Source organism: Streptomyces adustus (genome assembly GCF_009377175.1).
GTDB classification, from domain to species: Bacteria; Actinomycetota; Actinomycetes; order Streptomycetales; family Streptomycetaceae; genus Streptomyces; species Streptomyces adustus.
This window is the reverse complement of sequence record NZ_VJZD01000252.1, coordinates 1-13,442: the sequence shown is the minus strand read 5'-3', so window position 1 is coordinate 13,442 and position 13,442 is coordinate 1. Positions and strand designations below refer to the sequence as shown.

Here is a 13,442-nt window from a genome sequence, read left to right as displayed (position 1 = left end):
ACGGAGGGCACGGCCACGACGTGGCAGCCGGCGGCCTCGGCCGCCGCGACGCCGGTCGCGGTGTCCTCGACGACCGCGCAGCGGGTGGGGTCCACGCCGAGTCCGGCGGCGGCGAGGAGGTAGGGGTCGGGGTAGGGCTTGGTGCGGGTCACCTCGTCGCCGGCGACGCTCAGGGCGAAGTGCTGGGGGCCGAGCGAGGTGAGGACGCGATCGATGATGCGTCGGTGCGAGGCGGACACCAGGGCGGTGGGGATCTCGTACTCGGCCAGTTCGGCCAGCAGCCGGGCGGCTCCCGGCATCAGCGGCAGGGCCTGGGCGATCCGGGCCTCGAACCCGCTGTTCAGCAGGAGTGTGAGTTCGGCGAGGGCGATGTTCGCGCCGGTGGCCTCGATGAGGAAGCCCGCGCTGCGGGTCATCGGACCGCCCACCACGACATGGCGCCAGGAGTCGTCGAGGGTGTGACCGAGGCCGGCGAAGACCTCGACCTCGACGTCCCACCAGAAGCCCTCGGTGTCCACGAGGGTGCCGTCCATGTCCAGGAGCACCGCCTGGAGGGCTGATCCTTCGGCCGTTCGGGTTCCGAGTGCGGGGACCGTGCTGGTCATCCACGTACCTCCTTGAAGGGACGACCAGGCCGGTTCCCTCACGGGGAACCGGCCTGGAGTGGACCGACCAGTGTACGACTTGTCCGATCAATGTGCGTCGCGGTGTTCACCGCCGGGCGCGTCGCGGGTCCGGGGCCCCGGGTTTCGGGGCCGGTCGGGGGTGGTGTCAGCGGGCGTTGAAGTACGTCGCCTCGGGGTGGTGGATGACGATGGCGTCGGTGGACTGCTCGGGGTGGAGCTGGAACTCCTCCGAGAGGTGGACGCCGATGCGCTCCGGCTGGAGCAGGTCGGCGATCTTGGCGCGGTCCTCCAGGTCGGGGCAGGCGCCGTAGCCGAGCGAGAAGCGGGCGCCCCGGTACTTCAGGGCGAACATGTCCTCGATCTGCGTCGGGTCCTCCCCCGCGAAGCCCAGCTCGGAGCGGACGCGGGCGTGCCAGTACTCGGCGAGGGCCTCGGCGAGCTGCACGGACAGGCCGTGCAGTTCGAGGTAGTCGCGGTAGGAGTCCGCCTCGAACAGCTTGGCGGTCTCCTCGCCGATCCGGGAGCCGACGGTGACGACCTGGAGTCCGACGACGTCGGTCTCCCCCGACTCCTCCGGGCGGAAGTAGTCCGCCAGGCACAGCCGGCGGCCGCGGCGCTGGCGGGGGAAGGTGAAGCGGGTGCGTTCGTTGCCCTGCTCGTCCAGCAGGATCAGGTCGTCGTCCTTGGAGACGCAGGGGAAGTAGCCGTAGACCACGGCGGCTTCCAGCAGGTTGTCGGTCTGGAGGCGGTCCAGCAGTCCGCGCAGCCGCGGGCGTCCCTCGGTCTCGACGAGTTCCTCGTAGCTCGGGCCGTCGCCGGTGCGGGCCTGCTTCAGGCCCCACTGGCCCTTGAACAGGGCGCCTTCGTCGAGCCAGCTCGCGTACTCCTTGAGCTGGATGCCCTTGATGACGCGGGTGCCCCAGAACGGCGGGGTGGGGATCGGGTTGTCGGTGGCCACGTCGGAGCGCACGTGCCCTTCCTCGGGGTGCTCCTCGACCTGCACCGCGGCCGTCGCCCTGACCCTGCGCTGCTTGAGTTCCGGCAGCTTCGCGCCGGGCACGCCGCGCTTGACGCCGACCAGGGCGTCCATGAGGCGCAGGCCCTCGAAGGCGTCGCGGGCGTAGCGGACCTCGCCCTCGTAGATCTCGTGCAGGTCCTGTTCGACGTAGGCGCGGGTCAGCGCGGCGCCGCCGAGGATGACCGGGAAGTCCGCGGCGAGGCCGCGCTGGTTGAGCTCCTCCAGGTTCTCCTTCATGATCACGGTGGACTTCACCAGCAGGCCCGACATGCCGATGACGTCGGCGCGGTGCTCCTCGGCGGCCTCCAGGATCGCCGACACCGGCTGCTTGATGCCGAGGTTGACGACGTTGTAGCCGTTGTTGGACAGGATGATGTCGACGAGGTTCTTGCCGATGTCGTGGACGTCGCCGCGCACGGTGGCCAGCACGATCGTGCCCTTGCCCTCGGTGTCCGACTTCTCCATGTGCGGTTCGAGGTAGGCGACGGCGGTCTTCATGACCTCGGCGGACTGGAGGACGAACGGCAGCTGCATCTGGCCGGAGCCGAACAGTTCGCCGACGACCTTCATGCCGTCCAGCAGGGTGTCGTTGACGATGTCGAGGGCGGGGCGCTCAGCGAGCGCGAGGTCCAGGTCGGCCTCCAGGCCGTTGCGCTCGCCGTCGATGATCCGCCGCTTGAGCCGTTCCTCCAGCGGCAGTGCCGCCAGTTCCTCCGCCCGGCCGGCCTTCAGGGACTTCGCCGTGGCGCCCTCGAAGAGCTGCATGAGCTTCTGGAGCGGGTCGTAGCCCTCGCGGCGCCGGTCGTGGATGAGGTCGAGGGCGGTCTGCACCTGCTCGTCGTCGAAGCGGGCGATCGGCAGGATCTTGGAGGCGTGCACGATCGCCGAGTCCAGTCCGGCCTTGACGCATTCGTCGAGGAAGACGGAGTTGAGCAGGATGCGGGCGGCCGGGTTGAGGCCGAAGGAGATGTTCGACAGGCCCAGCGTGGTCTGCACGTCCGGGTGGCGGCGCTTGAGCTCGCGGATCGCCTCGATGGTGGCGATGCCGTCGCCCCGGGACTCCTCCTGACCCGTACAGATCGTGAAGGTCAGGGTGTCGATCAGGATGTCCGACTCGTGGATGCCCCAGTTCCCGGTGAGGTCCTCGATCAGCCGTTCGGCGATCTCGACCTTCTTCTCGGGGGTGCGGGCCTGGCCCTCCTCGTCGATGGTCAGCGCGATCAGGGCCGCGCCGTGCTCCTGGGCGAGCCTGGTGACCTTCGCGAAGCGGGACTCGGGGCCGTCGCCGTCCTCGTAGTTCACGGAGTTGATCACCGCGCGGCCGCCGAGCTTCTCCAGACCGGCCCGGATGACCTCCACCTCGGTGGAGTCCAGGACGATCGGCAGGGTGGAGGCGGTGGCGAAGCGTCCGGCCAGTTCCTCCATGTCGGCGACGCCGTCGCGGCCGACGTAGTCCACGCACAGGTCGAGCATGTGCGCGCCCTCGCGGATCTGGTCGCGGGCCATCTCCACGCAGTCGTCCCAGCGGCCGTCCAGCATCGCCTCGCGGAACTTCTTGGAGCCGTTGGCGTTGGTCCGCTCGCCGATCGCCAGGTAGGAGGTGTCCTGGCGGAAGGGGACGGTCTGGTAGAGGGAGGCGGCACCCGGCTCGGGGCGCGGCCGGCGCTCGCCCGGGGTGAGGTCGCGGACGCGCTCGACGACCTGGCGCAGGTGCTCGGGGGTGGTGCCGCAGCAGCCGCCGACGAGCGAGAGGCCGTACTCGCGTACGAAGGTCTCCTGGGCGTCGGCGAGCTCGGGCGCGCTCAGCGGGTAGTGGGCGCCGTCCTTGCCGAGGACCGGCAGGCCCGCGTTGGGCATGCAGGCCAGCGGGATGCGGGAGGTGCGGGCGAGATAGCGCAGGTGCTCGCTCATCTCGGCCGGGCCGGTGGCGCAGTTCAGGCCGATCATGTCGATGCCGAGCGGTTCCAGCGCGGTGAGGGCGGCGCCGATCTCCGAGCCGAGCAGCATGGTGCCGGTGGTCTCGACGGTCACCGAGACGATCAGCGGCAGGTCGAGGCCGAGGGCGTCGAGGGCGCGGCGGGAGCCGAGGACCGCGGACTTGGTCTGGAGCAGGTCCTGGGTGGTCTCGACGAGCAGCGCGTCGGCGCCGCCGGCGACCAGGCCCTCGGCGTTGCGCTGGTAGGCGTCGCGCAGGGTGGTGTAGGGGGCGTGGCCCAGGGTGGGCAGCTTGGTGCCGGGGCCCATGGAGCCCAGGATCCAGCGCGGTCGGCCGTCGCGGGCGGTGAAGTCGTCGGCGACCTCGCGGGCGACGCGGGCGCCTGCCTCGGACAGCTCGTACACACGGTCGGCGATGTCGTACTCGCCGAGCGCGGAGTGGTTGGCTCCGAACGTGTTCGTCTCGACGCAGTCCACGCCCACGGAGAAGTAGGCCTCATGGACCGAACGGACGATGTCGGGCCGGGTCACATTGAGGATCTCGTTGCAGCCCTCGAGGTCCTGGAAGTCCTCGAGCGTGGGCTCCTGGGCCTGGAGCATGGTGCCCATGGCTCCGTCGGCGACCACCACACGGGTGGCGAGGGCCTCGCGGAGAGCGGACACACGGGTCCGGCTGTCGGCGGAAAGGGTCGGCGGCACAGAGGCCATGAAGGGGCTCCCTTTTGGTGCGACGGCTGTCGGCTTTGCGCCGCCCCGGGAGTACCGGGAGGGTTCCCTGGGCGGGCGCACCCCGTCAGGGTATCCGGGACCGGGGGCTTATGGTCGGGGCGTCCACGACGCGGACGAGGATGGCGTGCGGGCCACTGCCGGGGGGCGCGTGGCGCAACAGGTATCGACAGACCATTGGCGGGACGTCTGCCTGGACCGGTAGTGTTCGGCATTGCCGAACGTTGGCAGTTTAAGGCCGCGCATTGTCGGTCATGGGGACGGAGGCAGGGACGGCGATGGCACGGAACATCCAGTCGCTCGAACGGGCGGCCGCGATGCTGCGGCTGCTCGCGGGCGGCGAGCGGCGGCTCGGCCTGTCGGACATCGCCTCGGCGCTCGGCCTCGCCAAGGGCACCGCGCACGGCATTCTGCGCACCCTCCAGCTGGAGGGCTTCGTGGAGCAGGACGAGGCCTCCGGGCGCTACCAGCTGGGCGCCGAGCTGTTGCGGCTGGGCACCACGTATCTCGACGTGCACGAACTGCGTGCGCGGGCGCTGGTGTGGACGGACGACCTGGCCCGTTCCAGCGGGGAGAGCGTGCATCTGGGGGTCCTGCACCAGCACGGCGTGCTGATCGTGCATCACGTCTTCCGGCCGGACGACAGCCGGCAGGTGCTGGAGATCGGGGCCATGCAGCCCCTGCACTCCACCGCGCTCGGCAAGGTGCTGTCGGCGTACGACCCGGTGGCGCACAGCGAGGCGATGGAGGCCGACCGCAAGCCGTTCACGGACCGGACCGTGTGCGAGTCGGTGGCGTTCGAGCAGGTCCTGGACCTCACGCGGGCGCGGGGGTACGCGGCCGACGTCGAGGAGACCTGGGAGGGCGTCGCGTCGATCGCCGCGCCCATCCACGACCGGCGGCGCATGCCGGTCGGCGCGGTCGGCATCACCGGGGCCGTGGAGCGGCTGGGCCGGGACGGGGAGCTGCGTCCCGAGCTGATCGCGGCGGTGCGGGACTGCGCCCGCGCGGTCTCGCGGGACCTGGGCGCCGCCCGCTTCTGAGCCGGCGCGACCCCGCGCACGCCCGATTTCAAGGACCGGAACGCCCGGTGGCGCTCCGGTCCTTGCCATGCCCCGGGGTGTACAAAGTGGGGCAAACCCGGACCGTGTGCGCGTCGTCACCGCATCGCCGCGGGCCGGCCTTCCGGCCGGACCGACATCCCCGTTCATCAGTGACGATCGCGAATAACGATCGCGTTTTCGACAACAGAACCCTTGACGCATGCGCGACGCCGGAGCAAGACTCCCGTCCACCGGTCGACATTGTCGAACACCTGACGGCAATACGCGCTAGGGTGTGGCAACGTCCACGGCCGGCATCGCTCTCACCCCCGAGGGCGTCGAACTCCCGGTGGGACCCGGGATTCGGCTTCCTGGACGAAGGACAAAGGAGTCGCGGGTGTCCAGCTCCGACATCTTCATCGGCGAGACCATCGGTACCGCCATACTCATCCTGCTCGGCGGCGGCGTCTGTGCCGCCGTCACGCTGAAGGCCTCCAAGGCCCGCAACGCCGGCTGGCTCGCCATCACCTTCGGGTGGGGTTTCGCCGTCCTCACGGCCGTCTACACCTCGGCCCCGCTGTCCGGTGCGCATCTCAACCCGGCGGTCACGCTCGCACTCGCGATCAAGGACGGCGACTGGAGCAACGTTCCGGTCTACTGGGGCGGCCAGCTCCTGGGCGCCATGATCGGCGCGACGCTGGTCTGGGTCGCCTACTACGGCCAGTTCCAGGCGCACCTGACCGACGAGGAGATCGTCGGCGACCTCGGCGCGCGGACCGCCGAGGTGAAGTCCGTCGAGGCCCGGGAGAGAGGCGCGGGCCCGGTGCTGGGCGTCTTCTCCACCGGCCCCGAGGTCCGCGTGGTCTGGCAGAACCTGGCCACGGAGATCATCGGCACCGTCGTGCTCGTCCTCGCCGTCCTCACCCAGGGCCTCAACGACGCGGGCAACGGTCTGGGCACGCTGGGCGCACTGATCACCGCCCTCGTCGTCGTCTCGATCGGTCTGTCCCTCGGCGGCCCGACCGGCTACGCGATCAACCCGGCCCGTGACCTCGGTCCGCGCATCGTCCACGCCCTCCTGCCGCTGCCCAACAAGGGCGGCTCCGACTGGCGCTACGCCTGGATACCGGTGGCCGGCCCGCTGATCGGCGGTGCGATCGCCGCGGGCATATACAACGTCGCCTTCGCCTGAGAACTCCGGTCCTCCGGACTCCCGCCCCGTGCGCCGCACGCACCGGGAGTCCGGACCCGAAGCACCGCACCTCATCGCACGCGCCGTACGTACCGCCCCCAACCACGCAACTCCCAGGAGCAGACAGTGACCGACGCGCACACCGCCGGCCCGTTCATCGCCGCCATCGACCAGGGCACCACCTCCAGCCGCTGCATCGTCTTCGACCGCGACGGCCGGATCGTCTCCGTCGACCAGAAGGAGCACGAGCAGATCTTCCCCAAGCCGGGCTGGGTGGAGCACGACGCCACCGAGATCTGGACCAACGTCGAGGAGGTCGTCGCCGGAGCCCTCGCGAAGGCCGGCATCACCCGCGACGACATCAAGGCCATCGGCATCACCAACCAGCGCGAGACCACCGTGCTGTGGGACAAGAACACCGGTGAGCCCGTCCACAACGCCCTCGTCTGGCAGGACACCCGCACCGACGCGCTCTGCAAGGAGCTCGGCCGCAACGTCGGCCAGGACCGCTTCCGCCGCGAGACCGGGCTGCCGCTCGCGTCGTACTTCGCCGGCCCCAAGGCGCGCTGGCTGCTCGACAACGTCGAGGGCCTGCGCGAGCGCGCCGAGGCCGGCGACATCCTCTTCGGCACCATGGACACCTGGGTCATCTGGAACCTGACCGGCGGTGTCGACGGCGGCCACCACGTCACCGACGTCACCAACGCCTCCCGCACCATGCTGATGAACCTGCACACGCTGGAGTGGGACCCGAAGATCGCCGAGTCCATCGGCGTCCCGTTGTCGATGCTGCCCGAGATCCGCTCCTCCGCCGAGGTCTACGGCGAGGTCACCGGCGGCCGGCTGGGCGAGCTGCTCGGCGGCATCCCGGTCGCCTCGGCGCTCGGCGACCAGCAGGCGGCCCTGTTCGGCCAGACCTGCTTCTCCGAGGGCGAGGCCAAGTCCACGTACGGCACCGGCACGTTCATGCTGATGAACACCGGCGAGAAGATCATCAACTCCTACTCGGGCCTGCTGACCACGGTCGGCTACCGCATCGGCGACCAGAAGCCGGTGTACGCCCTGGAGGGTTCGATCGCCGTCACCGGTTCGCTGGTGCAGTGGATGCGCGACCAGATGGGCCTGATCTCCACCGCCGCCGAGATCGAGACGCTCGCGCTGAGCGTCGAGGACAACGGCGGCGCCTACTTCGTACCGGCCTTCTCCGGTCTGTTCGCCCCGTACTGGCGCTCCGACGCCCGCGGTGTGATCGCCGGTCTGACCCGGTACGTCACCAAGGCGCACCTCGCGCGCGCCGTCCTGGAGGCCACGGCCTGGCAGACCCGTGAGATCACCGACGCCATGACGAAGGACTCGGGCGTCGAGCTCACCGCGCTCAAGGTCGACGGCGGCATGACCTCCAACAACCTGCTGATGCAGACCCTCGCCGACTTCCTGGACGCCCCCGTGGTGCGTCCGATGGTCGCCGAGACGACCTGCCTCGGCGCCGCCTACGCCGCCGGTCTCGCCGTCGGCTTCTGGACCAACACCGACGACCTGCGCGCCAACTGGCGCCGGGCCGCCGAGTGGACCCCCCGCATGGACGCGGAGCACCGCGACCGTGAGTACAAGAGCTGGCTCAAGGCCGTCGAGCGGACCATGGGCTGGCTCGAGGACGAGGAGTAAGAACCACCGATGACCAGTCAGCCCACCCTGCAGTCCGTGCCTGCCCTCGGTACGCGCCCGGCCGCCGGCTCGAACCCGAGCCGTGCCGAGACCCGAGAGCAGCTCTCCAAGGCGTCGTACGACCTTCTCGTGATCGGCGGCGGCATCCTGGGCATCTCCACCGCCTGGCACGCCGCGCAGTCCGGTCTGCGGGTGGCTCTGGTCGACTCCGGCGACTTCGCCGGTGCCACCTCCTCCGCCTCCTCCAAGCTGCTCCACGGCGGTCTGCGCTACCTCCAGACCGGCGCGGTGAAGCTGGTGGCGGAGAACCACTTCGAGCGCCGTGCGGTCTCCCGCCAGGTGGCCCCCCACCTGGCGAACCCGCTCACGTTCTACCTCCCCGTGTACAAGGGCGGGCCGCACGGCGCTGCGAAGCTCGGGGCGGGCGTCTTCGCCTACTCCGCGCTCTCCGCGTTCGGTGACGGCGTGGGTCACCTGCTCAGCCCGGCCAAGGCCGCGCAGGACGTGCCCGAGCTGCGCACCGACAACCTCAAGGCCGTCGCCGTCTACGGCGACGACCAGATGAACGACTCCCGGATGGCGCTGATGACGGTCCGCGCGGCCGTCGAGTCGGGCGCCGTCGTCCTCAACCACGCCGAGGTCACCGGGTTGCGTTTCACCCGGGGCCGGGTGACGGGCGCCGAGCTGCGCGACCGGCGCTCCGGTGACGAGTTCGGCGTGAACGCCCGGCTGGTGCTGAACGCGACCGGCCCGTGGGTGGACCATCTGCGGCGGATGGAGGACGCCGGTGCCGCGCCGTCGATCCGGCTGTCGAAGGGCGCGCATCTGGTCCTGAAGCGGACCGCGCCGTGGAAGGCCGCGCTGGCCACGCCCATCGACAAGTACCGCATCACCTTCGCCCTGCCCTGGGAGGACATGCTGCTGCTGGGCACGACCGACGAGGAGTACGAGGGCGACCCCGCGGACGTCGCGGTCAACGACAGGGACACGGCCCAGATCCTCGACGAGGCCGCGTTCTCCATCCGGGACCAGCAGCTCGACCGTGACCTCATCACGTACGCCTTCGCGGGTCTGCGGGTGCTTCCGGGCGGTCCGGGCGACACCGCCAAGGCCAAGCGCGAGACGGTGGTGACCGAGGGCAGGGGCGGCATGCTGTCCGTCGCGGGCGGCAAGTGGACCACCTTCCGGCACATCGGCCGTACGGTGATGCGCAAGCTCCAGGAGCTGCCGGGGCACCCGCTCGGCGACGACTTCGAGCCGGTCGCCTCGCTGCCGAAGAAGCTGCCGCTGCCGGGGGTCGCCAACCCGCGCGCGGTCGCCCACCGGCTGCTCACCGACCGTCCGGCGCCGGGGCCGCGGATGGCGGCGGACACCGCCCGGCACCTGGCCACCCACTACGGTTCGCTGGCCTTCGACATCGCCCGGCTGGCGAACGAGGACCCACGGCTGGGCGAGCGCGTGCACCCGGACGCGCCGGAGATCTGGGCGCAGGTCGTCTACGCCCGGGACCACGAGTGGGCCCAGACGCCGGACGACGTGCTGCGCCGTCGTACGACGCTCACGATCCGGGGTCTGGCCACGGACGAGGTCCGGGCGAAGGTCCAGGACGTCCTCGACGCGGAGTAGGCCCGTCGTCGGCTCCGCCTGACCGGGACCGGCGCGGGACCTGCGCCCGCGGCCGTGGCAGGGGCGGCTCCGCATCACCGGAGCCGCCCCGCCTCCATGGGCGGTCCGTGATCGACGACTTGGGCGCGCCGGGCGGGGCGGGCCTCCATAATGCCCCTGAGACCTCGGATGTCTCGGATGCCTGAGCGACAGGGGGCCCTGCCATGGCAGTCACCGACGAGGCGATCGAGAAGATCAAGGACATGATCGTCTCCGGGGCGCTGCGCCCGGGTGACCGGCTGCCGAAGGAGAGCGAACTCGCCGCCGGTCTGGGGTTGTCGCGCAACTCGCTGCGGGAGGCGGTGCGCGCGCTGTCGCTGATCCGGATCCTGGACGTACGGCAGGGCGACGGCACCTATGTGACCAGTCTGGACCCGCAGTTGCTGCTGGAGGCGATGAGTTTCGTCGTCGACTTCCACCGCGACGACACGGTGCTGGAGTTCCTCTCCGTGCGGCGCATCCTGGAGCCGGCCGCCACGGCGATGGCGGCCCCGCGGATCGGCGAGGAGCAACTGGACGCGCTCTCGGCCCGGTTGGACGCGCTCGGCGCGGCCCCCTCGGTGGAGGAACTCGTCGCCTGCGACCTGGAGTTCCATCGGGACATCGTGCGCAGCGCGGGCAACTCGGTGCTGTGCTCGCTGCTCGACGGTCTGTCAGGTCCCACCACCCGGGCCCGGATCTGGCGCGGGCTGACCCAGCAGGACGCCGTCGCCCGCACGCTGCGCGAGCATCGGGCGATCCTGGCCGCGCTGCGCGACCGGGACGCGGAGGCGGCGCGTTCCTGGGCGACCGTGCACATCGCGAGTGTGGAGCAGTGGCTGCGCAACACGCTGTGAATCTCCTGTGGATCCGAGGTGTGGAACGCGCGCGGCCGACGGCCGTCGGGGGTGTTCAGGGGTGGTGATCGGGGCAGTGATCCGTTCACTCCCCCGCGCAAGGGGGCTGCGGGCGCCCCCGCCGCACGCCGTAAGGTTGGGACGTACGCGAGGGCACGTCGGAAGGAGGCGCTGGGTGATCGAGCTCGAGGGGGTTCCCGAGCTGATCGACCCGGTCATGGTGGCCGCGTTCGAGGGCTGGAACGATGCCGGCGACGCCGCTTCCACCGCGGTCGCGCATCTGGAGAAAGAGTGGAAGGGCGAGGTGTTCGCGGCGCTCGACGCCGAGGACTACTACGACTTCCAGGTGAACCGGCCCACGGTGTGGATGGATGCCGGCGTGCGAAAGATCACTTGGCCGACGACGAGGCTGTCGGTGGTCCGGGTCGGCGGCGAGAAGCCGCGTGACCTGGTGCTGGTCCGCGGCATCGAACCGTCCATGCGCTGGCGCTCGTTCTGCAACGAGCTGCTCGGCTTCGCGCACGAGCTGGGCGTGGAGCTGGTGGTGATCCTGGGCGCCCTGCTCGGCGACACCCCGCACACCCGTCCGGTCCCGATCAGCGGGACCACGTCCGACCCGGATCTGGCGCAGCGCATGGATCTGGAGGAGACCAAGTACGAGGGCCCGACGGGCATCGTCGGCGTCCTCCAGGAGGCGTGCACGCACGCGGGTGTGCCGGCGGTGTCGCTGTGGGCCGCCGTCCCGCACTACGTGTCGCAGCCGCCCAACCCGAAGGCCACGATGGCCCTGCTCAACCGGCTGGAGGACCTCATCGACGTGCGCATCCCGCTGGGCGAACTGCCCGAGGACGCGCGCGCCTGGCAGGTGGGGGTGGACCAGCTGGCCGCCGAGGACAGCGAGGTCGCCGAGTACGTGCAGACGCTGGAGGAGGCCCGGGACACCGCGGAGCTGCCGGAGGCGTCCGGCGAGGCGATCGCCCGCGAGTTCGAGCGGTATCTGCGGCGGCGCGACGGCGGCGGACCGCCCGGGGGCCCCGGGGGCCACGCCACGGAGGGCGGTGACGGGCCGTCGTCGCCGGGTTCCTATCTGCGCGACAGCCCCAGTGAGCGGACCCGGCCGCCGAAGCCCCCGAAACCGAGCGCGGACGACGAGGATTCGTCGGAGGACTGACCGCGCGGACCCTGGCCGGTGTAACGAGGATCCGGATCCTGAGCGGCGTACGGGGATCCGGATCCTGAGCGCATACATACGACAGGGGCGCTTCCTCCGCGAGGAGGAAGCGCCCCTGTCGTACGTCGGCGACCGCTACAGGGCGACGCCCAGCAGCGCGTCGACGGCGCGGGACACCAGGCCGGGGGCCGTGATGTCCGTACCGCCCCGCTCCTGCTGCGCGGCGGCCCAGCGGTCCACGGCCAGCAGCGCGGCCGGGGCGTCGAGGTCGTTCGCGAGGGCCTCGCGGATCTCCTCGACGAGGGCGTCCGCGGACGGTCCGTCGGGACGGGAGACGGCCGCGCGCCAGCGCCCGAGCCGGGCCTCGGCGGCCGGCAGCACCTCGTCGGTCCACTCCCAGTCGCGACGGTAGTGGTGGGCGAGGAGGGCGAGGCGGATGGCGGCCGGGTCGACGCCGTCGCGCCGCAGGCGCGAGACGAAGACGAGGTTGCCCCGCGACTTGGACATCTTCTCGCCGTCCAGGGCGACCATGCCGGCGTGGACGTACGCCTTGGCCATGGGGAACTCGCCGGTCAGCACCTGGGCGTGCGAGGCACCCATCTCGTGGTGCGGGAAGACGAGGTCGGAGCCGCCGCCCTGGACGTCGAAGCCCATGCCGAGGTGGTCGAGGGCGATGGCGACGCACTCGATGTGCCAGCCGGGCCGCCCGCGCCCGAGCGAGCCGCCGTCCCAGCTGGGCTCGCCGTCCCGGGCGGCCATCCACAGCATGGGGTCGAGCGGGTTCTTCTTGCCGGACCGGTCGGGGTCGCCGCCGCGTTCGGCGGACAGCAGCCGCATGGCGGCGGCGTCGAGGTGGGAGACCTTGCCGAAGTCGGGGTCGGACTCGACGGAGAAGTAGACGTCGCCTTCGAGCTCGTAGGCGGCGCCCTGGTCCCGGAGCCGCTCGACGAGCGGCACGATGCCGGGTATGGCCTCGACGGCGCCTATGTAGTGCTGCGGCGGGAGCATCCGCAGCGCGGTCATGTCCTCGCGGAAGAGGGCCGTCTCCTGTTCGGCGAGGGCGACCCAGTCGACGCCGTCCCGCTGCGCGCGCTCCAGCAGCGGATCGTCGACGTCGGTGACGTTCTGGACGTAGTGAACCTGCCGCTTGGTGTCGAGCCACACGCGCTGCACCAGGTCGAACGCGTTGTAGGTCGCCGCGTGACCCATGTGGGTGGCGTCGTAGGGCGTGATGCCGCAGACGTAGATACGGGCGACGGGACCGGGGGCGAGGGTGACCAGACCGCCGGTCGCGGAGTCGTGGATCCTCAGGTCGCGGCCCTGACCAGGCAGGGCGGGGACCTCGGAAGCGGGCCAGGCATGCATGTCATGAGCCTAACCGGACGGAAGTTGCGCATACGAACCGGAGCGGGCCGTATGGCCGGGAAGGCCTTCTTGCGCACCGGCGGCACGGTGTGCTCGGGCCTACGACTGTGCTCGACCACACATCCGGGCCCACACATCCGGGCCCACGCGTCCGGGCCGCCGGTGGCGGCGGACCGGGCGGCTCGGGAGGGGAGCGGGGC

9 protein-coding genes are annotated in these 13,442 nt (G+C 71.1%); 6 read left to right on the top strand and 3 right to left on the bottom strand.

Annotation, left to right across the window (positions count from 1 at the left end):
- Both FNH09_RS38040 and metH read right to left on the bottom strand, forming a co-directional pair.
- Window positions 1–605 (bottom strand): HAD family hydrolase (locus FNH09_RS38040; RefSeq protein ID WP_152894438.1); only part of this gene is annotated, 605 nt, incomplete at its 3' end.
- Window positions 606–771: 166 nt separating this feature from the next.
- Window positions 772–4,287, bottom strand: a complete 3,516-nt coding sequence (gene metH / locus FNH09_RS38035; RefSeq protein ID WP_152894437.1) for a methionine synthase — start codon at window positions 4,285–4,287, stop codon at window positions 772–774.
- Between the two features lie 296 nt (window positions 4,288–4,583).
- Between metH and FNH09_RS38030 the strand changes: the two genes are divergently transcribed.
- From FNH09_RS38030 to FNH09_RS38005, 6 genes are all read left to right on the top strand, one after another.
- Window positions 4,584–5,348: an IclR family transcriptional regulator gene (locus FNH09_RS38030; RefSeq protein WP_152894436.1), complete on the top strand. Its 765-nt coding sequence runs from the start codon at window positions 4,584–4,586 to the stop codon at window positions 5,346–5,348.
- Window positions 5,349–5,745: 397 nt separating this feature from the next.
- Window positions 5,746–6,540 carry an aquaporin gene (locus tag FNH09_RS38025; protein WP_162469714.1) on the top strand — a complete coding sequence of 265 codons (795 nt, stop codon included), beginning with the start codon at window positions 5,746–5,748 and terminating at the stop codon, window positions 6,538–6,540.
- A 126-nt stretch (window positions 6,541–6,666) separates the two neighbouring features.
- Window positions 6,667–8,205, top strand: a complete 1,539-nt coding sequence (gene glpK, locus FNH09_RS38020) for a glycerol kinase GlpK (RefSeq protein ID WP_162469713.1) — start codon at window positions 6,667–6,669, stop codon at window positions 8,203–8,205.
- A 9-nt stretch (window positions 8,206–8,214) separates the two neighbouring features.
- The gene (locus FNH09_RS38015; protein WP_152894435.1) at window positions 8,215–9,831 is read left to right on the top strand and encodes a glycerol-3-phosphate dehydrogenase/oxidase; all 1,617 of its coding nucleotides are present in this window, start codon (window positions 8,215–8,217) and stop codon (window positions 9,829–9,831) included.
- A gap of 203 nt (window positions 9,832–10,034) precedes the next feature.
- On the top strand, window positions 10,035–10,706 hold the full coding sequence (locus FNH09_RS38010; protein WP_152894434.1) for a FadR/GntR family transcriptional regulator: 672 nt from the start codon (window positions 10,035–10,037) through the stop codon (window positions 10,704–10,706).
- Between the two features lie 175 nt (window positions 10,707–10,881).
- The gene (locus FNH09_RS38005) at window positions 10,882–11,877 is read left to right on the top strand and encodes a PAC2 family protein (protein ID WP_162469712.1); all 996 of its coding nucleotides are present in this window, start codon (window positions 10,882–10,884) and stop codon (window positions 11,875–11,877) included.
- 135 nt (window positions 11,878–12,012) lie between these two features.
- Here FNH09_RS38005 and mshC read toward each other — a convergent pair whose 3' ends face one another.
- A complete protein-coding gene (gene mshC / locus FNH09_RS38000; RefSeq protein WP_152894433.1) occupies window positions 12,013–13,242 on the bottom strand; it encodes a cysteine--1-D-myo-inosityl 2-amino-2-deoxy-alpha-D-glucopyranoside ligase in 1,230 nt (409 codons plus the stop codon).
- Between the last annotated feature and the right edge of the window lie 200 nt (window positions 13,243–13,442).